A 25,554-nucleotide genomic window follows, 5' to 3' on the forward strand; every position below is an offset into this window, starting at 1 on the left:
CGACTGCCCGCCGCCGGTGCCGCCGGTGGCGGGGTGCGCCGCGGGGCCGCTCGGCGAGGCGCCGGGCGTGATCGTCTGAGCGGGCGTCTGGCTCTCGGACTGGGGCGGTGCGGCCTGTGCGGCCTTGCCCGGTGAGCCGCCGTCACCTCCGCCCTGATCGGTCATCAGCCAGGCGATCAGGGCGACTACCGCCGCGACGGCGACGAGCACGACGGCGCGCCGACGCCAGTAGATCGAGGCCGGCAGCGGTCCCACGGGTTGACGCAGAGAGGGCACGATCAAACTCTACGAGACTGTGTGTGGCGATTGACTCACCAACACCGCACCGACGTCCCTTCTTTCACATGATCCGTAATTTGATCCGTCCGAGGGAGCTCCCGAACCGGGACGTACCGCGCATTTCGACCGAATCGGAACGCAGTGCTCCAGTTCGGTTGCGTCCACCGCCGTGGGAGGATCGAAGGGCCATGACTGCCATCACCGCCACCGAAGCCCCCTCGCTGCCGCTGCCGCTGCCGCTGCTGCACTCGACCGTCATCGACTGGTACGAGGCCAGCAAGCGCGACCTGCCCTGGCGTACCCCGGACGCGACGCCCTGGGCGGTCATGGTGAGCGAGTTCATGCTCCAGCAGACCCCGGTGAAGCGGGTGCTGCCCGTCTGGCGGGCCTGGCTCACCCGCTGGCCCACCCCCGCCGACCTCGCCGCCGAGGCACCCGGCGAGGCGGTCCGGATGTGGGGCCGGCTGGGCTACCCGCGCCGCGCCCTGCGGCTGCACGCGGCCGCCGTGGCGATCACCGAGGAGCACGGCGGCGGGGTCCCCGATGACCACGCCACCCTGCTCTCGCTGCCCGGAGTGGGGGAGTACACCGCCGCCGCGGTCGCCTCCTTCGCCTTCCGCCAGCGGCACGTGGTGCTGGACACCAACGTGCGCCGGGTCTTCGCCCGGGCGGTGACCGGCGTCGAGTACCCGGCGATCGCCACCACCGCCGCCGAGCGCCGCACCGCGACCGCGCTGCTTCCCGACGACGCCGCGACGGCGGCCACCTGGGCGGTCGGCGTGATGGAGCTGGGCGCGCTGGTCTGCACCGCCCGCGGCCCGGAGTGCGGGGACTGCCCGCTGTTCACCGCCTGCGCCTGGCAGCGGGCCGGCCGCCCGCCGTACGAGGGCCCGGCCCGGCGCGGCCAGACCTACGAGGGCACGGACCGTCAGGTCCGCGGCAAGCTGCTCGCGGTGCTGCGCGAGGCGCACGGCACGGTGCCGCAGGCCCGGCTGGACGCCGTCTGGCCGGACGCGGTGCAGCGCGCCCGGGCGCTGGACGGCCTGGTCGCCGACGGCCTGGTCGAGCCGGTCGAGCAGGGCGTCTACCGGCTCCCCCAGTAGGCGGGACGACGACAACACGACGGCGCCCCCGGCAGGTTTCGAGCCTGCCGGGGGCGCTGTCGTGCGAGGGGACCGTCAGACGGCCGCGGCCTCCAGCGAGGCCTCGGCCGGCTTCTCGCCCTTGCCGGTGCCGCGCAGCGGCACCTCGCGCAGGAACACCGCGGCGGCGATGGCGATCACGGCCACTCCGGCGCCCCACAGGAAGACGGTGTGCATGCCGTTGGACACCGCGTGGTGGTAGGCGTCCTGGATGTAGTCGGGCATCTTGCGCAGTTCGGCCGGGCTGGTCTGGCCGGGGTCCTTCGCGCCGCCCGGGGGCAGCGGCTTCCCGGCCAGCAGCTGGCCCATGGTGTCCTTCACCCGGTTGTTGAACAGCGCGCCGAACAGCGCGACGCCGAACGAACCGCCGATGGTGCGGAACAGGGTGGCGGTGGAGCTGGCCACGCCCATGTCCTTGAGCTCCACGCTGTTCTGCGCCACCAGCATGGTGATCTGCATCAGGAAGCCCATGCCGGCGCCGAGCACGATCATCCAGCAGGCCGAGGTGAAGCTGCTGGTCCCGACGCCCATGGTGGAGAGCAGGATCAGGCCGCCGGTCATCACGACGGTGCCGATGATCGGGAAGATCCGGTACTTGCCGGTCTTGGTGACGGCCTGGCCGACCACCAGCGAGACGACCAGCATGCCGAACATCATCGGCATCAGCAGCAGGCCGGAGTTGGTCGCCGAGGCGCCCTGGACTATCTGCTGGTAGAGCGGGAGGAAGACGGTCGAGCCGAACATCACGAAGCCGACGATGAAGCCGATGATCGAGACCAGGGTGAAGTTCAGGTTCCTGAACAGGCTCAGCGGCAGCATCGGCTCCTGGGCGCGCTGCTCGACGTAGCAGAAGCCGATCAGCGAGGCGACGGCGAGCGCGGCGAGGCCGAGGATCTCCTTGGAGCCCCAGGCGTACTGCTGGCCGCCCCAGGTGGTGATCAGCACGAGCGAGGTGATGCCGACGGTGAGGAGCACGGCGCCCGGGTAGTCGATCCGGGCGGTGTTACGGACCTTCGGCAGCTTCAGGGTGGCGATGACCACGGCGAGCGCGATCACGCCGAGCGGCAGGTTGATGTAGAAGGTCCAGTGCCAGCTCAGGTGGTCGGTGATGAAGCCGCCGACCAGCGGGCCGCCGATGGTGGCCAGGGCCATCACGGCGGCGAACATGCCCTGGTACTTGCCGCGGTCACGCGGCGGGACGAGCGCGCCCATGATCGACATGACGCCGACCATCAGACCGCCGGCGCCGAGGCCCTGCACGGCGCGGAAGCCGATCAGCTCGTTCATGTTCTGCGACAGGCCGGACAGCGCCGAACCCACCAGGAAGATCACGATCGAGGTCAGGAAGGTGCCCTTGCGGCCGTACAGGTCGCCGAGCTTGCCCCAGATCGGGGTGGAGGCGGCGGTGGCCAGGGTGTAGGCGGTGACCACCCAGGACAGGTGCTCGGCGCCGCCGAGGTCACCGACGATGGTCGGCATCGCGGTGCCGACGATCAGGTTGTCGAGCATGGCCAGCAGCATCGTGACGACCAAGCCGACCATCACGAGGCGGATCTCGCGGGGTGACCGCGGCTGTTCCTCCTCGGCCGTCTTGTCCTCCGGTACCGGGCCGGCGGTCTTGGGCTGTGACATGGGGTGGGGTCTCCCGGAGGTGGTTCGGACGAGCGTCGCGCCGGGTGGCGGCTCACTTACTTGTCGCCCGGCTAGTTTATCGATCGTCGGCACGGTAAGCTGTTTCCTAGCCGGTCGTCAAGCCAGTTTTAATACCGGCCCCCTGGGCAGGGAGAATGAGCCCGGGGCGGACGCCCACCCTGGGGTCCGCAGCAGTCACCGACGCAGTCATGAGGCAGGCCATGGGCACTCCGCACAGCCCCCGCAGCGACACCCGGGCTCGCATCATCGAGGTGTCGCTGGAGCTCTTCTCGGAGCACGGCTACGAGCAGACCTCACTGCGCGAGATCGCCGACCGCCTGGGCGTCACCAAGGCCGCGCTCTACTACCACTTCAAGACCAAGGACGACATCGTCCTGGGCATCGTCGAGCGGATGGCCGCGCCGATCGACGAGACCATCGCGTGGGGCCGGGAGCAGGAGTGGAGCCCGGACACGCGCGACGAGCTGATCCGCCGCTTCGCGGACGGGATGGCCGAGCGGGCCCCGCTGCTGCGCTTCTTCCACGAGAACCAGCCGGCGCTGCGGGAATCCCCGGCCGGGCTGGCCTTCAAGGAGCGGATCATCACCATGATGCAGCTGGTGCACGGGCCGGAGGCGAGCTTCCAGGACCGGCTGCGCGCCGCGATGACGCTGTTCACCGTCCACTCGTCGATGTTCCTGCTCCAGCACGACGGCAAGGACCCCGTCCCCGCCGAGAACGTGTGGGGCGAGAAGGTGCCGGTGGCCGACCTGGACGAGGCCCTGGAGGCCGCCCGGACGGTCGCGCTGGAGATCGGCGGCCGGATCAGCCACCCCGCCCGCGTCGGCGGCTGAGACGCCGCGCCCCCTGGAACGCCGTATCCGCTAGAACGCCGTGACGCCGTGTCCGGAGAGGTAGGCGATCGGGTCGACCACCGCGCCGTAGCGGTTGCTGGTGCGGATCTCGAAGTGCAGGTGCGGCCCGGTCGAGTTGCCGGTGTTCCCGGACAGCCCGACCCGCTCGCCCGCCGACACCCGTCGGCCCGCCGAGACCGACAGCGTGGAGAGATGGGCGTACTGCGCGAAGTGCCCGTCGGCGAGCCGCAGCACGACCTCCTTGCCGTACGCGCCGTCCCAGGCGGCCGACACCACGGTCGCGTCGCCGACCGCCAGCACCGGCGTGCCCGGGGAGACCGCGAAGTCCACCCCGGTGTGGTACCCGGCGGCGTACTCGGAGTCGTGCACCCCGAAGGGGTTGCTGGTCGGTGCGTCGGGCACCGGCGCCGACCAGCCGGGCTCGGGCGGGGCGGCGGGCGCGGGCTCCGGTTCCGGGGCGGGCGCCGCGGCGGGCGCGGGCTCGGCGGGCTCCGCTCCGGGCGGCAGCAGGTTGGGCGCCACGGCCACGAACGCCTGCGCCGAGGGGGCGCCGTCCGGCAGCTTGTACGGGCTGGGTCCGGCCACCTGCACCAGGCCCGGGTCGGGCACCTTGGCCCGCGGGGCGGTGAAGGCGGAACTGCCCGGCGTGGTCGGCCGGACGGTCTGCGCCGAGGCACTGCCCGGGGCGGCCGCCAGCACGACGCCCGCCATCAGCGCGGCCGCTCCCACGGAGACCACCGCGTGGTCGCGCTCGACCCGCTGCCGGCTGCCCGGCAGGGTGGCGTGCCGGGGCGTGGCGAGCAGGCGCAGCGGCGCTACGGCGCGGCTGCGGACGGCGTGGCCGATCCGGGGCTGCCAGGCGGCCGCCTGGGCCGTCGCACGGACGGCGAGCCGGCGCAGGGCCGGCCCCATGGGCGGGACGGTGGACATCGCCTGTCGTACCTCACGGTCGTACGGGGGGCAGCGCGAAGCGCCCGATCGGGGTGCTTTCGCGGAGCGGGGGACCACTCAGGTTTAACGGTCACCTGACGCAGCCCCAAAAGCGGCGATGTACTACGGCGTGTAGTCATCGCGGGTCCTGGAATTCCGGCCGACGGAGCAATGATCATGAGATCCGATCAACCGAGCCCGGCCCGATCCGTACCGCGGTCCCGTCGGGCCGTGCTACTAGGGCCGGTCGTACCACGCCGAACCCCTGTGACCAGCGCCACCCGGCGAGGGCGCGGAAAAGCGTCCGGCCCGCCCCCGCGCGGTGGCGGGGGCGGGCCGGACGTGGAGACTTCAGTGCCGCGCGATCACGACCTGACCGTCAGGACGATCAGTTGTCGACCGGGCGGACCCGGATCCAGGTCTCCAGGTAGTTCGCGGACTCGTTCTCGACCTCGATGCTGGTGCCGGTCTTCGGCACGTCGACACCGGCGTACTGGTCGTCCTTCGACCACCAGGACTTCAGGTCGTTGAACTCGTCGACGCCCTTGGACTTCGGGATGACCGTCTCGACGTCAGCCTTGTGCAGGGTCAGCGCCGGGACGCGGCGCGAACCGAAGGTGGAGTCGAAGCCCTGCATGCGAGGACGCATCAGGGTGCCGTCCGACCACTTCATCGGAGCCGGGTGCGAGTCGACCGGCAGGACGAGGCCGTGGCCCGGGTGGGCGCTGACGTTGTTGTCGGTCTGCGACTCGTCCCAGTACCAGATCAGCAGGCCGGGCTGGTACGAGTAGTGCTCGACCCAGTTGGGCTTGGCGGCCGAACCGAAGTTGTACGGGCCGGTCTTCAGCGTCTGGTCGAACGACACGTACTGCTTGTTCTCCGCGATGTAGTACTGCGCGTAGTCCTTGGTGTACGAGCCGCCGAAGCGGGTGAAGCCGGCGGCGGTCCAGCCGTTGTCGCCGTGCTCCACGTCGTCGCTGAACAGGGTGGCGCCGTCGGCGACCACCGCGACGTTGTCCACCGCGAAGCCGCGGTAGTGCAGGCCGCCGTCGGTGGTGTTGTGGTAGCGGAACTGGATCTTCTTGCCCGCGTAGGCGTCCAGGTTGAACGACAGGTCACCCCAGGCGGCGGTGAGGCCGCTGAGGGCCGGACGGCCGTTCTCCTTGGGCAGGGCGGCGCCGTTCCAGGTGCCGTCCACGACGGTCCAGGTCTTGCCACCGTCGGTGGAGACCTCGCCGAAGGCGTAGTCGAAGTCCGGCTCCAGCTCGTACCAGGCCTTGGCGTTGATGCCGGCCTTGGTCTTGCCGGTCAGGTCGATGTCCCGGGTCAGCGTGACGTTCAGGTTGTCGGCGCTGCCGCTCCACCACTCGCTGCCGCCCGCGAAGGGCTTGTTGATGTCGGTGGTGATGCTCTTCTTCGGCAGGTCGACGATGAGCGCCTGCGGCAGGTTGGAGTTGTACTCCACCGGGCCGATGTGGTGCGTCGACTCGGTGCCGGCCTTGGCGCGGTCGACCTTCAGCCAGCCGAGCTGGTACTTGCTCCAGGCGTCGAGGTCGTTCGGCATGTCGCCGATGCTGTCCTTGCCCTCGCCGAGCCAGGAACCGGAGGACATCAGCGACCAGAAGCCGACCGAGTTGTCGATGCCCTTGCCGGCGGTGTCGTAGAGGTCCGGCAGACCGAGGTCGTGGCCGTACTCGTGGGCGAAGACGCCGAGGCCGCCGTTCTCCGGCTGCATCGTGTAGTCGCCGATCCAGAGGCCGGTGTTGCCGACCTGGACGCCGCCGAGCTTGTTGCCGTCGGGGCCGGCCTGGCCCGTCAGGTTGCCGTAGACGTAGGAGCGGTGGGCCCACAGGGCCTTGCTGCCCTGCTTGCCGCCGCCGGCCGACTTGTCCTCACCGGCGTGCACGATCTGGAAGTGGTCGATGTACCCGTCGGGCTGGTTGAAGTTCCCGTCGTGGTGCGAGCCGTAGCGGTCCCACTGGTCGTACTGGGCCAGCGTCGCCTTGATCTGCGCCTCGGTCTGACCCTTCGCCAGCTGGTCCTTGTACCAGATGTCGACGGCGTCGCGGATCAGGTCCTGGGCGCTGGCGCAGACGTTGGAGCCGCAGTAGTCGGAGCCGTACCGGGCCTCGTTCCACGGCACCCTGACCCAGTCCGAGACCACGCCGTCGACCGAGTAGCGGCCCGAGGACTGCTTCTCGTAGAAGGTCTTCAGCGAGGGCTTGTCCTTGGAGAAGTACAGGTCCTGGTAGTGCTGCTGGTTGTAGTCGGCCTGCCAGGCGGTCGAGTTGTTCGTGGCGCGGTCCGGCGCCTCGATCTCGTTGTGCTTGGGGCCGGCCTCGCCGCCGTACTTGACCTTGCCGTCGGCGGTCTTGGTGGTGTTGTCGACCTGGTCGCCGAAGTCGACCAGGATCGTGAAGATCTTGTCCGTGCGCTCACGGGCGAGCTCGACGTACTTGTCCTTGCCGAGCTTCACACTGGTGCTGCCGTTGTGCTGCTCGACCTGGGCGGTGCCGTTGAGCAGCTGCTCGGTGGCAGCCTTCTTCTCGGCGTCGACCTTGGCGGTCAGCGGGCCCGGGATGTTGTGCTCGGTGTTGACGCCCTGGACCGCGTCGGCCGGGTCCTTCGGAACCGGTGCGGAGCCGGCTGCCACGGCGCTGCTGGGGAACAGCCCCGCGCCGAGCGTGACGATGACCGCCGCCGCGGTGGTGACCGCTGCGGCTCTCCTGGTGGTCTTCAACGTTGTGACGCCCTCCCCGACCGAGCCGACTCTTGGCCAAGGCCCGGTAAACCAATATGAAAGACAGGTGGACGTCATTTGACCGAAGTGGGGCTGGAAAAGATAGACCTTGACCCTGACATGGCCACGGCGCTATGCTCGCCGATTTTCCGTCAGTTGACGGACGGTTGGAAAACCCCAGGTCCGGGGCGTGCGGGGGGAGGCGGAACGCACCGAGCCCCCGGCGCGAACGCCGGGGGCTCGGTGGCTGTGAAGTTGTCTGTTAAAAGTTGCCTTTACTTCGTCAGGTCCGGGCCGGACGAAGCGACCGCGGCCGGGGTGTCCGCGACGGCCGACTTCTCCTCGCCGCGGAAGGTGAACTTGGCGTCCTTGCCCTCGCCCTCCACGTCGACGACCACGATGTGGCCGGCCCGCAGCTCACCGAAGAGGATCTTCTCGGAGAGGTGGTCCTCGATCTCGCGCTGGATGGTGCGGCGCAGCGGACGGGCACCCAGGATGGGGTCGTAGCCGCGCTTGGCCAGCAGCTTCTTGGCCTCGACGCTGAGCTCCAGGCCCATGTCCTTGTCCTTGAGCCGCTCGTCCACCTTGGCGATCATCAGGTCGACGATCTGGATGATGTCGTCCTCGGACAGCTGGTGGAACACCACGATGTCGTCGACGCGGTTCAGGAACTCGGGGCGGAAGTGCTGCTTGAGCTCCTCGCCGACCTTCGCCTTCATCCGCTCGTACCCGGTCTGGGTGTCACCCGTGGCCGCGAAGCCCAGGTTGAAGCCCTTGGAGATGTCCCGAGTGCCGAGGTTGGTCGTCATGATGATGACGGTGTTCTTGAAGTCGACCACGCGGCCCTGGGAGTCGGTCAGTCGACCGTCCTCCAGGATCTGCAGCAGCGAGTTGAAGATGTCCGGGTGGGCCTTCTCGACCTCGTCGAAGAGGACGACCGAGAACGGCTTGCGGCGGACCTTCTCGGTCAGCTGGCCGCCCTCCTCGTAGCCCACGTACCCGGGCGGGGAGCCGAACAGCCGGGAGACGGTGTGCTTCTCGGAGAACTCGGACATGTCGAGCGCGATCAGCGCGTCCTCGTCGCCGAAGAGGAACTCGGCGAGCGTCTTGGACAGCTCGGTCTTACCGACGCCGGACGGGCCGGCGAAGATGAACGAACCGCCGGGACGCTTCGGGTCCTTGAGGCCCGCACGGGTGCGCCGGATGGCCTGGGAGAGCGCCTTGATGGCGTCCTTCTGGCCGATGACGCGCTTGTGCAGCTCGTCCTCCATGCGCAGCAGCCGGGAGGTCTCCTCCTCGGTCAGCTTGAAGACCGGGATGCCGGTGGCGGTGGCCAGGACCTCGGCGATGAGCTCCTCGTTGACCTCCGCGACGACGTCCATGTCGCCGGCCTTCCACTCCTTCTCGCGCTTGGCCTTGGCCTGCAGGAGCTGCTTCTCGTCGTCGCGCAGGGACGCGGCCTTCTCGAAGTCCTGCGCGTCGATCGCGCTCTCCTTCTCGCGGCGCACGTCGGCGATCTTCTCGTCGAACTCGCGCAGGTCCGGCGGCGCGGTCATCCGGCGGATGCGCATCCGGGAGCCGGCCTCGTCGATCAGGTCGATCGCCTTGTCCGGGAGGAAGCGGTCCGAGATGTACCGGTCGGCCAGGGTGGCGGCGGCGACCAGGGCGGCGTCCGTGATGGAGACCCGGTGGTGGGCCTCGTAGCGGTCGCGCAGACCCTTGAGGATCTCGATGGTGTGCGGCAGCGAGGGCTCCGCGACCTGGATCGGCTGGAAGCGGCGCTCCAGCGCGGCGTCCTTCTCCAGGTGCTTGCGGTACTCGTCCAGGGTGGTGGCACCGATGGTCTGCAGCTCGCCGCGGGCCAGCATCGGCTTGAGGATGCTGGCGGCGTCGATGGCGCCCTCGGCGGCGCCCGCGCCGACCAGGGTGTGCAGCTCGTCGATGAACAGGATGATGTCGCCGCGGGTGCGGATCTCCTTGAGCACCTTCTTCAGGCGCTCCTCGAAGTCACCGCGGTAGCGCGAGCCGGCCACCAGGGCGCCCAGGTCCAGCGTGTAGAGCTGCTTGTCCTTGAGCGTCTCCGGGACCTCGCCCTTGACGATCGCCTGTGCCAGGCCCTCGACCACGGCGGTCTTGCCGACGCCGGGCTCACCGATCAGGACCGGGTTGTTCTTGGTGCGGCGGGACAGCACCTGCATGACCCGCTCGATCTCCTTCTCGCGCCCGATGACCGGGTCGAGCTTGGCCTCGCGGGCGGCCTGGGTCAGGTTGCGCCCGAACTGGTCCAGGACCAGCGAGGTCGACGGGGTGCCCTCGGCGGGCCCGCCGGCCGTGGCGGACTCCTTGCCGCCGCTGGCCTGGTAGCCGGAGAGCAGCTGGATGACCTGCTGGCGCACCCGGTTGAGGTCGGCACCCAGCTTGACCAGGACCTGGGCGGCGACGCCCTCGCCCTCGCGGATCAGGCCGAGCAGGATGTGCTCGGTGCCGATGTAGTTGTGGCCGAGCTGCAGGGCCTCCCGGAGCGACAGCTCCAGGACCTTCTTCGCCCGGGGAGTGAAGGGAATGTGACCGGACGGGGCCTGCTGGCCCTGGCCGATGATCTCCTCGACCTGCTGGCGTACGGCCTCAAGAGAAATCCCGAGGCTCTCCAGGGCCTTGGCGGCGACGCCCTCGCCCTCGTGGATCAGACCCAGGAGGATGTGCTCGGTGCCGATGTAGTTGTGGTTGAGCATCCGGGCTTCTTCCTGAGCCAGGACGACAACCCGCCGCGCGCGGTCGGTGAACCTCTCGAACATCGTTTATCGCTCCTCAGAGCGGTCGGGCAGTTCGGGGTCCGTCCCCGCCCTGTCCTTCCGCATGCTAGTCCCGCTCAGCGGCGCGGCCCACGGATTCACTCCCCGGTAGAGGAGCGAGATGCTGCGCGACCAGCCGACACCAATCCCAACCTGATGCTGGGAATCGGTGTTCCCACAGGTGGGCCGGATGCACCGGAAACCGCTACGCCATCGGCGAACAAGAGCCGCCGGGGCGGAGCCGGACCCTCTTCGGCCGGTCGTACATGCTGCCCCTGGACGGGTCGAAGAACCCGTCCACCTGCATTCATACCCGGTATCGGGGCGCTTCTCGCGCAGTTTCCGCGGTGGCGGTGTTCGCCTGGCGAGAAGTCGGGCCGCGGTGGCGGTGGTTCAACGGCAGCCGGGTCGGTCGTACGCCGTCCCTGGGGTGTGCGCGTTACCGCTTCGCTCCTACAGCGTTGCACAGCTCGTCATTGTTCCGCCGCCCGAGCCCGCCGCCCCGGACGGGTCGTTCCGGCGCGGGCCCCGGTGCCGGTGGCGCCGCGCTCCCGGGGTGCGCGCCGCGGGGCGCGGAGGGGTTCCCTCCGCGCCCCGCGCGTGTGTCGTCGGTGCCCTACGCGGCCGCCGGGGCTCCGCATCCGCTCCGGCGGGCCGGTGGCGCCGGGTTCAGGACGCGTTGGCCTTGTCGTAGGCCTCGCGGACGGTGCTCGGCACCCGGCCGCGGTCGTTGACGTCCATGCCCTGCTCCTTGGCCCACGCGCGGATCTTCGCGGTGTCGGGAGCGCTGCCGGACGGGCGCGCCGCGGTGCCGCGGCCCGGACGGCGGGCGCCGGCCAGCCGGCCGCTCTGCTTGCGCCCCTTCTCCACGTACGGCGCCAGCAGACCGCGCAGCTTGTCCGCGTTGGCGCTCTTCAGGTCGATCTCGTAGGCAACGCCGTCGAGCGCGAACGTCACCGTCTCGTCCGCCGAACCGCCATCGAGATCGTCTTCAAGAATGACCTGCACCCTCTGTGCCACGGGCTTCCCTTTCCGCTAAACGACCCATTGCCTAAGGAAAGGAAAGCGCCTTTCACCGGAAAACACAAACCCTTGACCGGTCCGGACCCGCTCAGAGGTGCAGCAGCATGCGCGAGTTGCCCAGTGTGTTGGGCTTCACCCGCTCCAGGTCAAGGAACTCGGCGACACCTTCATCGTACGAGCGGAGGAGTTCTTCATAGACATCCGTGGCGACCGCCGCCGGGTCTGTCGTACCATCATCGGTTTCCTGAACCTCGCCGATCTCGACGAAACCGTGTTTCGCGAAGAACGGCACCTCGAACGTCAAGCAGAAAATCCGACGGACGCCCAGCCAGCGCGCGGTCTGCACCAGCTTCTCCAACAGCAGGTGCCCGATCCCGAAGCCCCGGCAGGCCGGATCGACCGCGAGCGTGCGGACCTCGGCGAGGTCCTCCCACATCACGTGCAGGGCGCCGCAGGCCACTACCGCGCCGTTGTCGTCGCGTTCCGCGACCCAGAACTCCTGGACGGATTCGAACAGCGTGACCGTGGGCTTGTCGAGCAGAATGCCGTCGCGCGAGTAGGCGTCGATGAGCCCGCGTACGGTCCGTACGTCCGTGGTCCGCGCGCGGCGGATGGTGACCTCCATGGCGGGACGTTATCGCGTCGCGCCCGGCGCGGTCTCCCCGGTATCCGCGCCGCCGGTATCCGGACCGCCGGTATCCGGGCCGTCCTCGGCGGATTCCGGGCCGGGCGGATCGGACGGGAACAGTGCCGCCACCCGCAACGCGTCCCGCAGTGCCTCGCGTTGCTCGGGGGACATCAGGCCGAAGAAGTGCACCAGGGCCGCGGCCGGATTGTCACTGGTGGCCCAGGCGTCGTTCATCAGGGCCGCCGTGTACGCCTCGCGTGAGGAGACCGGTTCATATCGATAGGCCCGGCCCGCCCGCTCGCGGCGCAGCCAGCCCTTTCTGTGCAGCTTGTCCAGGACGGTCATCACCGTCGTGTACGCGATTTCGCGTTCCGACTGCAGATCCAGGAGAACCTCGCGAACCGTCACCGGTCGGTTCCACCGCCACACCCGGGTCATGATGGCGTTCTCAAGTTCGCCGAGTTGCCGGACCATAGTGCGGCCAGGATAGGGAGTGAATGGGGCAAAGCTTGTGAAGTGCGCCAAACCGGCGCGCCGCCACCCCCGGGAATCGGGAATGGCGGCGCACGGGTCGTTCCGGAGCGGCCGACGGCGTCAGTCGATCAGTCGACGTCTTCCTTGGCCTTCTGGGCCCCGCCCTGGCTGCGGATGATCGCCCGCACCAGGAATCCGAAGCCGATCGCCATGACCAGCGGCGGAACGATCGCGCTGACGTAGTCCATCAGGTCACTCCTCCTCGCTCTTCTCCGCCGTCGCGGCGGAAGCCTTCGGCTCCGGCTTCACCAGCGGGAAGAGCACGGTCTCCCGGATGTTCTTGCCGGTCAGCAGCATGATCAGGCGGTCCACGCCGAGGCCGAGGCCGCCGGTCGGGGGCATCGCGTACTCCAGGGCGCGCAGGAAGTCCTCGTCCAGCTGCATCGCCTCGACGTCGCCGCCGGCGGCCAGCAGGGACTGGGCGGTGAGGCGGGCGCGCTGCTCGACCGGGTCGACCAGCTCGGAGTAGGCGGTGCCGATCTCGGTGCCGAAGATCACCAGGTCCCACTTCTCGGCCACGCCGGGGACCGAGCGGTGCTGGCGGGTCAGCGGGGAGACCTCGGTCGGGTAGTCCTTGATGAAGGTCGGCCGGACGGCGTTCTCCTCCAGCAGGCGCTCGACCATCTCCAGCACGATCTGACCGTGGCCCCAGTTCTTCTCGAACGGGATGCCGTGGTCGGCGGCCAGCTTGCGCAGCTCCTCGACGGAGGTCTCCGGGGTGACCTCGACGCCCAGGTGGGCGGAGATGCCCGGGTAGACGCTGACCTCCTCCCACGGCTCGGCCAGGTCGATCTCGTGCTCCACGCCGTGCGGGTCCAGGCCCTTGATCACGGTGGTGCCCAGGGCGTCCCGGGCGGCGTTGACGATCGTCTCGCGGATCAGCTCGGCCTGGGTGTTGTAGTCGCCGTAGGCCTCGTACGACTCCAGCGAGGTGAACTCCGGGTTGTGGGTGGAGTCCGCGCCCTCGTTGCGGAAGTTGCGGTTGATCTCGAAGACCTTCTCGGCGCCGCCGACCACCAGCCGCTTGAGGTACAGCTCGGGGGCGATGCGCATGTAGAGGTCGATGTCGTACGCGTTGATGTGCGTCCTGAACGGACGGGCGTTGGCGCCGCCGTGCACCGGCTGCAGCATCGGGGTCTCGACCTCGATGTAGCCGCGGTCCTCGTAGGTGCGGCGGATCGAGCGGACCACCTTGCTGCGCAGGTGCAGGATCTCGCGGGCCTCGGGGTTCACGATCAGGTCGACGTAGCGCTGGCGGACCCGGGCCTCCGGGTCGGTCAGGCCCTTGTGCTTGTCCGGCAGCGGGCGCAGGCACTTGGCGGTGAGTTCCCAGCGGTCCACCATCACCGACAGCTCGCCGCGCTTGGAGGTGATCACCTCGCCCTCGACGCCGACCTGGTCGCCGAGGTCGATGTCGGACTTCCAGGCCGCCAGCCGCTCGGCGCCCAGCTTGTCCAGGGAGAGCATCACCTGGAGGTCGCCGGTGCCGTCGCGCAGGGTGGCGAAGCAGAGCTTGCCGCCGGTGCGGGACAGGATCACCCGGCCGGTGATGCCGGCGCGCTCACCGGTCGCGGTGTCGGGCTCGAGGTCCGGGTGCTTGGCACGCAGGTCCGCGATGGTGCTGGTGCGGGGGAAGCCGACCGGGTACGGGTCGACGCCGGCCGCCCGGAGCCGGTCCAGCTTCTCGCGCCGGACGCGCATCTGCTCGGGAAGGTCGTCGGTCGCGGGAATCACGCTCTGATCGCTCACCCCACAAGGGTAGCCAGCCGTACACCGTGCTCCGCGTCGGGATGACGCGAGGGGGGAGGCCGCCGTGACGGCCTCCCCCCTCACGGGGTGCTACCGGTGGGGGTCAGCCGGTGCCGGTGCGGAGTTCGATCTCGTCCGGGGTGTCCTCGGCGGGCTCGGCGGGGCGGGACGGGGGCTTGGTGCGGTGGCCGAAGAGGTCGGCCGGGGTGGGCATCCGGTGCGGGCGGGGCGGGGTCGGCGTGGCGGCGGGCTGCTCCGGGCGGGAGTCCCGGGAGTCGGTGCTGCTCATCGTGGTCCGTCCTCCTACAGGGGTGGGGTGACTGCTCGGGGGTGCGGCGGGGTTCGGTACGGCCACCAGGTGGCGCGGGGGCCCGGCGGTGAGCGCGAGCCGTTCGCGCACGGCGGCCTCGGCCAGCGCGTGGCAGCGCCCGGCCAGCCGGGAGCGGCGGGCCCGTTCGCCGTGGCCGCAGGGCTGGCGGGTCAGCCCGCGCAGTGCGGTGAGGTCCTCGGGGCCGGGCAGGTAGCCGTCGGTGACGGCCTCCTCCAGCCGCTCCAGGTAGCCGGGGGCGCTGCCGGGCAGGGCGGAGCGGTAGCGGCCGAGGTCGGCCAGCAGGAAGGCGCGCAGTCGGCCGCCCTCCTGGACGGCCTCGTCGATCGCCTCGGTCAGGCGCAGCGCGTCCTGGACGTCCTCCGCCCACAGTTCGGCGCCCGGACCGGCGAACGCCGTCCGGTCGGGCCCCTGGAGGTGGGCGGGGACGGCGGGGTGGAGGGCTTGGGCGAGGGCTCGGCGCAGCACGCGGACTTCGTCGGCGCTGAAGGCCATGCCGCCGCGCGATCCGTGTGGCGTAGGCATGGGCTGACACTACGTGAGGAATATCCGATTTGTCGGTAACGTCGCGCGGAATTCCGCACGATCGGCCCGACGGAACAGGGCCTGTCCGGCGGACCCCGCCGGGCGCGCGGGATCCGCCGGACAGGCCCTCGCCGGTCAGCTGGGCCGGTTGCGCTCGTACACCAGGCGCAGGCCGATCAGCGTCAGCCAGGGCTCGTGGACGTCGATCGTGGTGGCCTCGCCGAGGACCAGGGGCGCGAGGCCGCCGGTGGCGATCACCTGGACGTCGTCCGGGTCCTTGGCCAGCTCCCGGGCCATCCGCTCGACCAGGCCGTCGACCTGTCCGGCGAAGCCGTAGAGGATGCCGGACTGCATGCCCTCGACGGTGTTCTTGCCGATCACGTTGCGCGGGCGGGCCAGCTCGATCTTGCGCAGCTGGGCGCCGCGGACGCCGAGCGCCTCGACCGAGATCTCGATGCCGGGGGCGATCGCGCCGCCGACGTAGTCGCCGCGGGCGTTCACGGCGTCGAAGGTGGTCGCGGTGCCGAAGTCGACCACGATGCACGGGCCGCCGTACAGGTGGTTGGCAGCCAGCGCGTTGACGATCCGGTCGGCGCCGACCTCCTTGGGGTTGTCCATCAGGACGTGCACCCCGGTCTTCACGCCGGGCTCCACGATCACCGCGGGGACGTCGCCGTAGTAGCGGCGGGTCACCTCGCGGAGCTCGTGGAGCACGGCGGGGACGGAGGAGCAGATCGCCAGCCCCTCCACCGCGGCGTCCCGGGCCGCGGTGTGGTTGCCCATCAACCCCTGCAGCAGCACCGCCAGTTCGTCGGCCGTGCGGCGCGGATCGGTGGAGATCCGCCAGTGTTCCACCACTTCCTCGCCGTCGAACAGGCCGAGCGTGGTCTGGGTGTTGCCGACGTCGATGGTGAGGAGCACGGGGACGCTTTCTGCGAGTCGGGACGGGGCGGGGACTGCTCGCGACCTGACGGTCAGGCGCGCAGGTCCAGGCCGATGTCCAGGATCGGCGAGGAGTGGGTCAGCGCGCCCACGGCCAGGTAGTCGACACCAGTCTGGGCGACCTCGCGCGCGCTGGCCAGGGTGAGTCCGCCGGAGGCCTCCAGCTTCGCCCGGCCGGCCACCAGCTCGACGGCCTCCTTCAGCTGCTCGACGGTGAAGTTGTCCAGCAGGATCAGGTCCGCCCCGGCGTCAAGCACCGGCGGGATCTGCTCCAGGGTGTCCACCTCGACCTCGACCGGCAGCTCCGGGTACGCGGCCCGGACGGCCCGGAAGGCCTCGGCCACGCCGCCGGCCGCCACCACGTGGTTGTCCTTCACCAGGGCGGCGTCCGAGAGCGCCATCCGGTGGTTCGCGCCGCCGCCGCAGCGCACCGCGAACTTCTGCAGCGCGCGCAGGCCCGGGGTGGTCTTGCGGGTGTCCCGGACGACCGCGCCGGTGCCCTCCAGGGCGTCCGCCCAGGCCCGGGTCGCGGTGGCGATGCCGGACAGGTGGCAGAGCAGGTTGAGGGCGCTGCGCTCGGCGGTCAGCAGGTCGCGGGTGCGGGAGCGGACGGACAGCAGCACCTGGCCGGCCTCCACCCGGTCGCCGTCCTCGACGTGCCGCTCGACCTCGAACTCCTCCTCGCAGACCAGCGAGACGACGGCTTCGGCGACCCGCAGACCGGCCACCACGCCGGCCTGGCGGGCGGTGAAGTCGGCGGTCGCGACGGCGTCGGCGGGCACGGTCGCCACTGAGGTGACGTCCTCGCCGCCGGCCAGGTCCTCGGCCAGCGCCAGGGTGGCGATGTCCTCGACCTCGATCGGGTCCAGCCCGGCCCGCTCCAGCAGCTCGGCGAGCTGCGGGTCCAGGCCGGTCTCGTACTCCTCGCCGTCCCCGCAGGCGCAGCCGTCGCCGCAGCCGCCCTGGTCGGCCAGGGGGAGTTCCTCGTGGGCGTGGGTCATGGTTCTACTGCTCCTCAGGGGTGCTGACGGGGTCGCCGGAGGCGGCGAGGGTGGTGATCAGGTGGCGCCGCCAGTGGGCGTCGTCGCGCTCGGGGAAGTCCTCGCGCCAGTGGCAGCCGCGGGTCTCCTCGCGCTGCGCGGCGGCCGCGACCAGGGCGGTGGCGACCAGCAGCAGGTTGGCGGCCTCCCAGGTCTCCACCCGGGGGTCGGCCGGCTTCTCCTCGGCCACGTGCGAGTGGGCCTGCTCGGCGATCAGGGCGAGCCCGGCCGCGGCGTCGGCCATCGAGGCGGCCGAGCGCAGCACGCCCGCGCCGCGCGACATCAGCCGCTGGATCTCGGCCCGCGCCTCGGACGGCGGCAGCGGCACCGGCCGCGCGGCCCGGGCGGCGGCGACGTCCACCGTGCGCTCGGGCAGCTCGCCGGCCGCGTGCCGGCCTGCCAGGTCGGCGGCGATCCGCTCGGCGAAGACCAGGCCCTCCAGCAGCGAGTTGGAGGCCAGCCGGTTGGCGCCGTGCACCCCGGTGCAGGCGACCTCGCCGCAGGCGTACAGGCCGGGGACGCTGGTGCGGCCCCGCGGGTCGGTGCGGACGCCGCCGGAGGCGTAGTGCGCGGCCGGGGCGATCGGGATCGGCGCGGTGACCGGGTCGATGCCGTGCGCGCGGCAGGTGGCGAGGATGGTCGGGAAGCGGTGCTCCCACATCTCGGCACCGAAGTGCCGCCCGTCCAGGAACATGTGGTCGGCGCCCTGCTCCTGCATGCGCCGGGTGATCGCCTTGGCGACGATGTCGCGCGGGGCCAGCTCGGCCAGCTCGTGCTGTCCGACCATGAAGCGGACGCCGTCGGCGTCCACCAGGTGGGCGCCCTCGCCGCGCACGGCCTCGGAGATCAGCGGCAGCTGGCCCTCGGCGTCCGGGCCGACCCACAGCGGGGTCGGGTGGAACTGGACGAACTCCAGGTCGGTGACGGCGGCGCCGGCCCGCAGTGCCAGTGCCACGCCGTCGCCGGTGGAGACCGCCGGGTTGGTGGTGGCGGAGAACACCTGGCCCATGCCGCCGGTGGCGAGCACCACCGCGCGGGCCCGTACGGCGCCGACGCCGTCGCGCTGGCCCTCGCCCATCACGTGCAGGGTCAGCCCGGCGGCGTGGCCCTCGGTGTCGGTCAGCAGGTCGAGGACGAGCGCGTGCTCGATCAGCTCGATCCCCGGGTCGGTGCGGACGGCGGCGACCAGGGCGCGCGATATCTCGGCGCCGGTCGCGTCCCCGCCCGCGTGGGCGATCCGGCGGCGGTGGTGGCCGCCCTCGCGGGTCAGCAGGATCTCGCCGTCCTCGCCCCGGTCGAACAGGGCGCCGGTGGCGATCAGCCGGCGGACGGCGTCCGGGCCCTCGGTGACCAGGGTGCGGACGGCTTCCTCGTCGCAGATCCCGGCGCCGGCCACCAGGGTGTCGTCCAGGTGCTGCTCGGGGGTGTCCCCCTCGCCCAGGGCGGCCGCGATGCCGCCCTGGGCCCAGCGGGTCGAGCCCTCGTCCAGCACCGCCTTGGTGACCACCATGGCCCGCAGGCCGGCCTTGCGGACGTTGAGGGCGACAGTGAGACCGGCGACCCCGGAGCCGACCACGACCACGTCGGTGGCGGCGGTCCAACCGGGGGCCGGGGCGGTGAGGCGGTGGGTAACGGACATGGCTCAGTGGCTCCTTCAGCGCGTGGCCGCGGTGGCCGCGCCGTCCTCGCCACGGTACGCCTGGTCACCGCGGAGCAGTCCGGTGCCCTCCTGGGCCTCGGCAGGGTCCCCGCCGAGACCGGTGATCCGGTTGTGCTCGTCCACGAAGACGACCTTCGGCTCGTAGCCCTTGGCCTCGGCCGTGTCCATCTGCCCGTAGGCGATGAGTATGACCAGGTCGCCCGGGTGGACCAGGCGGGCGGCGGCGCCGTTGATGCCGATCACGCCGGTGCCGCGCGGGCCGGCGATGGTGTAGGTCTCCAGCCGGGCGCCGTTGTTGATGTCGACGATGTGGACCAGCTCGCCGGGGAGCAGGTCGGCGGCGTCAAGCAGGTCCTCGTCCACCGTGACCGAGCCGACGTAGTGCAGGTCGGCCTGGGTCACGGTGGCCCGGTGGATCTTGGACTTGAGCATGGTGCGGAGCATTGCGGGTCACGCCTCCTGTGAGTGCATGCCTGAAGGGCTTCTTGCTGCCGGGACGCAGCGGGTTCTCAGCGAACGATGATGCGGACGTTGTCGATCAGGCGGGTCGAGCCCACCTTCGCGGCGACGGCCAGCACCGCCTCGCCCTGGAAGTCGTCCGCCGCCTCGGAGAAGTCGTGCGGGTCGATCAGGGCGAGGTAGTCAAGGGTGACGCCCTCGGCGCCGTCCAGGACGGCCGCGGCGGCCTCGCGCACGGCCTTCGGGCCCTGGGCGGCGACGTCCCGGCCGGCGAACAGGGCCCGGGACAGGGCGAGGGCGTGGCTGCGCTCCTCCTCGGAGAGGTAACGGTTGCGCGAGGACAGCGCCAGGCCGTCCTCCTCGCGGACGGTCGGCACGCCGACGACCTCGACGTCGAAGTCCAGGTCGGCGACCATCCGCTGGATGACCGCCAGCTGCTGGGCGTCCTTCTCGCCGAAGAAGGCGAAGTCCGGGTCGGTGATGTGCAGCAGCTTGGCCACGACGGTCAGCACGCCGTCGAAGTGGCCGGGTCGGGTGGCGCCCTCGAAGCGGTCGCCCATCGGGCCGGCCGTCAGGCGCACCTGCGGCTCGCCGTTCGGGTAGACCTCCTCGACGGAGGGCGCGAAGACCACGTCGGCGCCGTTCTCCTCGGCCAGCCTCACGTCGGCGTCGAGGGTGCGCGGGTAGCGGTCCAGGTCCTCGGACGGGCCGAACTGCAGCGGGTTGACGAAGACCGTCACCGCGACCCGGCCCTCCCGGCCCACCTGCTTGCGGGCGGCGCGGATCAGCGCGGCGTGGCCCTCGTGCAGCGCGCCCATGGTCATCACCACGGCGTTGTCCACCGGGCTCTCGTCCGGCCAGAACGCGGCCTCGAAGTCGTCCACGGTCTGGGTGACGACGGCCCGGTGGACCTTCGGCGCCCGCTGGGGCCTGCTCGGCTGCTTACCGCGTGCCATTACCGCTCTCCTCGTTCAGTACGTCCAGCAGCGCCGCCGCCGACGCGTCGTCGATCGTTCCGTTGGCGAGCGCCCGCTGCGCGGTGGCGCGGGCCATCGCACGGTAGGCCGCCGGGATGTCCGGGGACACCGTACTGAGCTGCGCCAGGTGGCGCCGTACGGTGCCCGCGTCGCCCCGGGCGACCGGGCCGGTGAGGGCCGCGTCGCCGGAGCGCAGGCTGTTGTCCAGGGCGGCGCCGAGCAGCGGGCCGAGCATCCGGCCGGGTTCGGCGACGCCGGCGGTGCGCAGCAGCTCGACGGCCTGGGCGACCAGGGTGACCAGGTGGTTCGCGCCGTGGGCGAGGGCGGTGTGGTAGAGCGGGCGGACCTCCTCGGGCACCCACTCGGGCTCGCCGCCCATCTCCACCACCAGGGCCTCGGCGACCGGTCGCAGCTCCTCGGGGGCGGTCACGCCGAACGGGCAGCCGGCCAGCCGGGCCAGGTCGACGGAGGTGCCGGTGAAGGTCATCGCCGGGTGCAGGGCCAGCGGCAGCGCCCCGGCCCGGGTGGCGGGCTCCAGGATGCCGACGCCGTGCGCGCCGGAGGTGTGCACCAGCAGCTGGCCGGGACGGACGGCGCCGGTGGCGGCCAGCCCGGACACCAGGTCGGCCAGCGCGTCGTCCGGAACGGTCAGCAGGACCAGGTCGGCGGCGGCCATGACCTGCGGCGGGGTGACGATCCGCACGCCCGGCAGCAGCGCGTCGGCGCGGCGCCGGGAGGCGGCGGACACCCCGGAGGCGGCGACCACGGTGTGCCCGGCGAGCTGCAGCGCGGCGCCCAGCGCCGGACCGACCCGGCCGGTGCCGATCACACCGACCGCGAGCCGGGCCGGACGGTTGCCGGGGTCGCTGGGATCACCGAAAGCCTGGTCGCCGAGCGGGGCGAACTCACCGAAGTCGGCGAAGTCGGAGGAGCCCATGTCCACCCTTGTCCTGAATGACCGTTCCGGTCCACGCGCGGGTACCGGACGTACCGCCCCAGTGTACGGGCGCGTCAGTCCGCCGCCCCGGCCCGGATCAGTCCGGCCTCGTACGCCAGCACCACGGCCTGGACCCGGTCGCGCAGCCCCAGCTTGGCCAGGATCCGGCCGACGTGGGTCTTCACGGTGGCCTCGGAGAGCACCAGCCGGGCCGCGATCTCACCGTTCGACAGCCCCTGGGCCACCAGCAGGAACACCTCCCGCTCGCGCTCGGTCAGCGGGCCGAGGACGTCCGAGCCGGGCGCGCTATGCGGGGTGGGCAGCACCTCGGCGAAGCGGTCGATCATCCGGCGGGTGGTGGTCGGGGCGACCACGGCGTCCCCGCCGTGCACCGCGCGGATCGCGGCCACCAGCTCGGTCGGCGGGACGTCCTTGAGCAGGAAGCCGCTGGCCCCGGCCTTCAGCGCGGCGAAGGCGTACTCGTCCAGGTCGAAGGTGGTGAGGATGAGCACGTGGGGGGCGTTCGGCAGCGGGCTGCCGTCCTCGGCCAGGCAGATCCGGCGGGTCGCCTGCACCCCGTCCAGGCGCGGCATCCGGACGTCCATCAGGATCACGTCCACCGGCGTGTGCCGCAGCAGCTCCAGGGCCCGGGCGCCGTCGCCCGCCTCGGCGGCGATCTCGATGTCCCCCTGAGACTGGAGGATCATCCGGAAGCCGGTGCGCAGCAGCTCCTGGTCGTCGACGAGCATCACGCGGATGGTCAAGGTGGCTCCTAACAGGGGACGGGGGGTTAGTGCGCCGCCTTGAGCGGGAGGACGGCGCGGATCCGGAAGCCGCCACCGGGGCGGGGCCCCACGTCGAGGCTGCCGCTGACCATGCCGACCCGCTCGCGCATGCCGATCAGGCCGTGGCCCAGACCGTCCGCACCGCCGGCGGTCAGTTGCTCGTCGGTGCTGCCGCGGCCGTCGTCCTCCACCAGGACGGCCAGCTCGCGTTCGCCGAAGTCGACCGCGACCCGGGCGTGGGCGTCGGGGCCGCCGTGCTTGCGGACGTTGGTCAGCGCCTCCTGGACGATCCGGTAGACCGTCAGCTCGACGCCGCGCGGCAGCTCGCGCGGGTGCCCGGAGGTCGCGTAGTCCACCGCCAGTCCGGCCGTGCGGACCTGCTCCAGGAGGTCCGGCAGCTCCTCGACGCCCGGCTGCGGGACGTACTCCTCGGCGGTGTCGGCGGTGCGCAGCACGCCCAGCAGGCGGCGCATCTCGACCAGGGCCTGCCGTCCGGTCGAGGCGATCGTGCCGAGCGCCTCCTTGGCCTGCGCCGGGGAGTTGTCCAGCACGTAGGCGGCGCCGTCGGCCTGGACGATCATCACCGAGACGTTGTGCGCCACCACGTCGTGCAGCTCGCGGGCGATCCGGGCCCGTTCGGCCGCGACCGCCACCTTGGACTGGGCGTCCCGCTCGCGCTCCAGCCGGGCCGCGCGGTCCTCCAGCTCGGTCAGGTAGGCGCGGCGCACCCGGGTCAGCCGGCCCCAGGCCCAGCAGAGGATGAACGGGGTGCTCATCAGGAGGGTGATCAGCACCGCCTCGCCCAGGCCGTACGGGCGGGAGACGTAGATCCCGGTGTGGTCCGTGGAGGTCTTCACCAGGTGCATCCGCCAGAACACCAGCGGCCCGGCGGCGAGCCCCGCGAGCAGCGCGAGCCGGGAGGTCCACTTCTGGCCGAAGGCGGCGCCGGTGTAGGCGAAGACCAGGTAGGCGATGGAGGAGCCGCCCGGGTCGACGTCGGCGGCCACCTGGCCGACGGCGACGCCGGCGGCCGCGGCCACGGTGACGTCGGGGAAGCGTCGGCGGAAGACCATCAGCAGCGGCAGCAGCACCGCGACCAGGATCACGGAGTCGTGTCGCCAGCCGGTGTCGGGGAGGCTGCCGTCCGGCAGCAGGCCGAGGAAGAGCACGATCGACGCCCAGGCGGCGTCGACCACCATGGGGTGACGGCGGAGCCAGGCGTTGAGTCGATGCACCTCTCCAGCCTAGGCAGTCGGGCGAGGTGCCCAGGTCCGCCGGTAGGGCGATCCGTCCTACTCCGTAGGTCGGAGACGCCCCGGCTCCGGTTGGGAGGGGGCCCCGGATGCCCGGTAGCGTCCGCCCCATGACGTGGATGCGGTGGGCGCCCGCCATGGAACGGGCCCTGTACGACCCGGACGGCGGTTTCTACCGCAGGCCGGAGGGCCCGGCCGGGCACTTCCGCACCTCCGTGCACGCCTCGCCCAGGTTCGCCCGTGCGGTGGCCCGGCTGCTGCTGGAGGTTGACGAGGCCCTCGGCCGTCCGGAGGAGCTGGCCCTGGTCGACATCGGGGCCGGGCGGGGGGAACTGCTGACCGGCGTGCTGGCCGAACTGCCCCGCGAGGTGCTCGCCAGGCTGCGCCCGTACGGCGTGGAACTCGCCCGGCGGCCCGACGGCCTTCCGTCCACAGCCCTGTGGACGGCGGAGCCGCCGCGCGGGGTGACCGGGCTGCTGTTCGCCAACGAGTGGCTGGACAACGTGCCGCTGGACGTCGGGGAGGTGGACGGGGACGGGGTGCTGCGCTACCGGGAGGTGGACACGGCGACCGGCGAGGAGCGCCTCGGCGAGCCGGTCTCGGCGGCGGACGCGGCCTGGGCCGAGCGCTGGTGGCCGGTCGCGGAGCCCGGGGAGGTGGTGGAGTTCGGCGGGCCCCGGGACGCCGCCTGGGCGCGGGCCGTGGCCGGGCTGGAGCGCGGACTCGCCGTCGCCGTCGACTACGGGCACACGGCGGGGCGGCGGCCCCCGTGCGGGACCTTCACCGGTTTCCGGGACGGCCGGGAGGTGCCCCCGGTGCCGGACGGGTCCTGCGACGTGACCGCCCACGTCGCGCTGGACGCGATCGCCGTGCCCGGTCTCCACAGCCTGTGGACGACCCAGCGCGAGGCCCTGCGCGCGCTCGGGGTCAGCGGCGGGCGCCCGCCGCTAACGCTCGCCTCCACCGACCCCGCGGCGTACCTGCGGGCGCTGGGCGGCGCGGGGGAGGGGGCCGAGCTCACCGACCCGGCGGGGCTGGGCGGCTTCGGGTGGGTCCTGCAGGCCGTCCGCATGCCGCCCCTTGACGTTTTCGAGAGGGCTCAGAGTCTCGGTGCGCTGCCGGGATGGCACACTCTGGGGTCATGAGGGAGACCACGGTCGGCATCGGGGCGGGAGCCGAGAACTTCACCGGCGAGGCGGGCACCACCGACATGGTGCTCAACATCGGCCCGCAGCACCCGGCCACCCACGGAGTGCTGCGGCTGCGCCTGCTGCTCGACGGCGAGCGGATCGTCACCGCCGAGCCGGTGATCGGCTACATGCACCGGGGCGCGGAGAAGCTGTTCGAGGCCCGCGACTACCGGCAGATCATCATGCTGGCCAACCGGCACGACTGGCTCTCCGCCTTCTCCAACGAGCTCGGCGTCGTGCTCGGCGTCGAGCGGATGCTCGGCATGGAGGTACCCGAGCGGGCGGTGTGGATCCGCACCCTGCTCGCCGAGCTCAACCGGGTGCTCAACCACCTGATGTTCCTCGGCTCCTACCCGCTCGAACTGGGCGGGATCACCCCGATCTTCCACGCCTTCACCGGCCGCGAGGACCTCCAGCACGTGCTGGAGGAGGCCTCCGGCGGGCGGATGCACTACATGTTCAACCGGGTCGGCGGCCTCAAGGAGGACCTCCCGGCCGGCTGGCTCGGCCGGGTCCGCACCGCCGTCGCCACGGTCCGCTCGCAGATGCCCGTCTTCGAGGACCTCGTCCTCGGCAACGAGATCTTCCGCGCCCGCACCGCCGGCGTCGGCGTCCTCACCAGGGCCCAGGCCGAGGCGTACGGGGTCAGCGGCCCGATCGCCCGGGCCAGCGGCCTCGACCTCGACCTGCGCCGCGACGAGCCCTACCTCGCGTACGGCTCCGAGGAGCTGCGACAGGTGCTCACCGTGGTCACCCGCGAGGAGGGCGACTGCCTGGCCCGCTTCGAGTGCCTGCTGGAGCAGACCCTCAACGCGCTGGACCTCGCCGACGCCTGCCTCGACAAGCTCGCCACCCTGCCGCCCGGCCCGGTCAACCAGAGGCTGCCCAAGGTGCTCAAGGCACCCGAGGGGAGCACCTACGCGTGGACCGAGAACCCGCTCGGGATCAACGGCTACTACCTGGTCTCGCGCGGCGACAAGACGCCGTGGCGGCTCAAGCTGCGCTCGGCGTCCTTCAACAACATCCAGGCGCTGACCGAACTGCTGCCGGGCACGCTGGTGGCGGACATGGTGGCGATCCTCGGGTCGATGTTCTTCGTGGTCGGGGACATCGACAAGTAGGCCGACAAGGAGG

At 71.6% G+C, this 25,554-nt stretch carries 20 protein-coding genes and 2 pseudogenes; 4 read left to right on the forward strand and 18 right to left on the reverse strand.

Annotation, left to right across the window (positions count from 1 at the left end):
* A pseudogene (locus tag HS99_RS19165) lies at window positions 1–276 on the reverse strand (hypothetical protein); the annotation flags it as partial.
* A 191-nt stretch (window positions 277–467) separates the two neighbouring features.
* Here HS99_RS19165 and HS99_RS19170 point away from each other — a divergent pair.
* Window positions 468–1,382 (forward strand): HhH-GPD family protein, encoded by a 915-nt coding sequence (locus tag HS99_RS19170; protein ID WP_030551631.1) that lies wholly within the window; start codon window positions 468–470, stop codon window positions 1,380–1,382.
* Window positions 1,383–1,457: 75 nt separating this feature from the next.
* Here the strand turns inward: HS99_RS19170 and HS99_RS19175 are convergent, their stop codons facing one another.
* The gene (locus tag HS99_RS19175) at window positions 1,458–3,053 is read right to left on the reverse strand and encodes an MDR family MFS transporter (protein ID WP_030284392.1); all 1,596 of its coding nucleotides are present in this window, start codon (window positions 3,051–3,053) and stop codon (window positions 1,458–1,460) included.
* 221 nt (window positions 3,054–3,274) lie between these two features.
* Here HS99_RS19175 and HS99_RS19180 point away from each other — a divergent pair, with 221 nt between their 5' ends.
* Entirely contained in the window at window positions 3,275–3,907 is a 633-nt protein-coding gene (locus HS99_RS19180) for a TetR/AcrR family transcriptional regulator (protein WP_050366716.1), read from the forward strand.
* 30 nt (window positions 3,908–3,937) lie between these two features.
* Here HS99_RS19180 and HS99_RS19185 read toward each other — a convergent pair whose 3' ends face one another.
* From HS99_RS19185 to HS99_RS19260, 16 genes and pseudogenes are all read right to left on the reverse strand, one after another.
* Window positions 3,938–4,858, reverse strand: coding sequence for a M23 family metallopeptidase (locus HS99_RS19185; RefSeq protein ID WP_050366717.1), 921 nt, complete (start codon window positions 4,856–4,858; stop codon window positions 3,938–3,940).
* Window positions 4,859–5,246: 388 nt separating this feature from the next.
* The gene (locus HS99_RS19190) at window positions 5,247–7,598 is read right to left on the reverse strand and encodes an immune inhibitor A domain-containing protein (RefSeq protein WP_037829611.1); all 2,352 of its coding nucleotides are present in this window, start codon (window positions 7,596–7,598) and stop codon (window positions 5,247–5,249) included.
* Window positions 7,599–7,873: 275 nt separating this feature from the next.
* Window positions 7,874–10,393 (reverse strand): ATP-dependent Clp protease ATP-binding subunit, encoded by a 2,520-nt coding sequence (locus tag HS99_RS19195; RefSeq protein ID WP_030284384.1) that lies wholly within the window; start codon window positions 10,391–10,393, stop codon window positions 7,874–7,876.
* Window positions 10,394–11,059: 666 nt separating this feature from the next.
* Window positions 11,060–11,410: a histone-like nucleoid-structuring protein Lsr2 gene (locus tag HS99_RS19200; RefSeq protein WP_030284382.1), complete on the reverse strand. Its 351-nt coding sequence runs from the start codon at window positions 11,408–11,410 to the stop codon at window positions 11,060–11,062.
* Window positions 11,411–11,501: 91 nt separating this feature from the next.
* Window positions 11,502–12,038 (reverse strand): amino-acid N-acetyltransferase, encoded by a 537-nt coding sequence (locus tag HS99_RS19205; RefSeq protein WP_030284380.1) that lies wholly within the window; start codon window positions 12,036–12,038, stop codon window positions 11,502–11,504.
* A gap of 9 nt (window positions 12,039–12,047) precedes the next feature.
* On the reverse strand, window positions 12,048–12,515 hold the full coding sequence (locus tag HS99_RS19210) for a BlaI/MecI/CopY family transcriptional regulator (protein ID WP_030284378.1): 468 nt from the start codon (window positions 12,513–12,515) through the stop codon (window positions 12,048–12,050).
* Window positions 12,516–12,767: 252 nt separating this feature from the next.
* Window positions 12,768–14,309: pseudogene (gene lysX / locus HS99_RS19215) on the reverse strand (bifunctional lysylphosphatidylglycerol synthetase/lysine--tRNA ligase LysX); the annotation flags it as partial.
* A gap of 118 nt (window positions 14,310–14,427) precedes the next feature.
* Window positions 14,428–15,177: a hypothetical protein gene (locus HS99_RS19220; protein ID WP_063737895.1), complete on the reverse strand. Its 750-nt coding sequence runs from the start codon at window positions 15,175–15,177 to the stop codon at window positions 14,428–14,430.
* Window positions 15,178–15,312: 135 nt separating this feature from the next.
* Window positions 15,313–16,098, reverse strand: coding sequence for a type III pantothenate kinase (locus tag HS99_RS19225; RefSeq protein ID WP_030284369.1), 786 nt, complete (start codon window positions 16,096–16,098; stop codon window positions 15,313–15,315).
* Window positions 16,099–16,151: 53 nt separating this feature from the next.
* Window positions 16,152–17,120 carry a carboxylating nicotinate-nucleotide diphosphorylase gene (gene nadC, locus HS99_RS19230; protein ID WP_030284367.1) on the reverse strand — a complete coding sequence of 323 codons (969 nt, stop codon included), beginning with the start codon at window positions 17,118–17,120 and terminating at the stop codon, window positions 16,152–16,154.
* A gap of 4 nt (window positions 17,121–17,124) precedes the next feature.
* Window positions 17,125–18,798, reverse strand: coding sequence for an L-aspartate oxidase (locus HS99_RS19235; RefSeq protein WP_037829609.1), 1,674 nt, complete (start codon window positions 18,796–18,798; stop codon window positions 17,125–17,127).
* Window positions 18,799–18,813: 15 nt separating this feature from the next.
* The gene (gene panD / locus HS99_RS19240) at window positions 18,814–19,263 is read right to left on the reverse strand and encodes an aspartate 1-decarboxylase (RefSeq protein WP_030284363.1); all 450 of its coding nucleotides are present in this window, start codon (window positions 19,261–19,263) and stop codon (window positions 18,814–18,816) included.
* A gap of 65 nt (window positions 19,264–19,328) precedes the next feature.
* Window positions 19,329–20,234: a pantoate--beta-alanine ligase gene (gene panC, locus HS99_RS19245; RefSeq protein ID WP_030284361.1), complete on the reverse strand. Its 906-nt coding sequence runs from the start codon at window positions 20,232–20,234 to the stop codon at window positions 19,329–19,331.
* Window positions 20,221–21,192, reverse strand: a complete 972-nt coding sequence (locus HS99_RS19250) for a Rossmann-like and DUF2520 domain-containing protein (RefSeq protein ID WP_072655032.1) — start codon at window positions 21,190–21,192, stop codon at window positions 20,221–20,223. The genes panC and HS99_RS19250 overlap by 14 nt, the downstream gene beginning before the upstream one ends.
* 74 nt (window positions 21,193–21,266) lie before the next feature.
* Complete coding sequence (locus HS99_RS19255; protein WP_030551626.1) at window positions 21,267–21,956, reverse strand: response regulator; 690 nt, start codon at window positions 21,954–21,956, stop codon at window positions 21,267–21,269.
* A gap of 26 nt (window positions 21,957–21,982) precedes the next feature.
* On the reverse strand, window positions 21,983–23,212 hold the full coding sequence (locus tag HS99_RS19260) for a sensor histidine kinase (protein ID WP_030284355.1): 1,230 nt from the start codon (window positions 23,210–23,212) through the stop codon (window positions 21,983–21,985).
* 128 nt (window positions 23,213–23,340) lie between these two features.
* On the opposite strand from HS99_RS19260, the gene HS99_RS19265 reads away from it, so the two are divergent.
* Window positions 23,341–24,375, forward strand: coding sequence for an SAM-dependent methyltransferase (locus HS99_RS19265; protein WP_030551624.1), 1,035 nt, complete (start codon window positions 23,341–23,343; stop codon window positions 24,373–24,375).
* Window positions 24,372–25,541: an NADH-quinone oxidoreductase subunit D gene (locus HS99_RS19270; RefSeq protein ID WP_030284351.1), complete on the forward strand. Its 1,170-nt coding sequence runs from the start codon at window positions 24,372–24,374 to the stop codon at window positions 25,539–25,541. Before HS99_RS19265 ends, HS99_RS19270 begins: the two co-directional genes overlap by 4 nt.
* Window positions 25,542–25,554: the final 13 nt, after the last annotated feature.

This window comes from Kitasatospora aureofaciens (genome assembly GCF_001188955.3).
Taxonomy (GTDB): domain Bacteria; phylum Actinomycetota; class Actinomycetes; order Streptomycetales; family Streptomycetaceae; genus Kitasatospora; species Kitasatospora aureofaciens.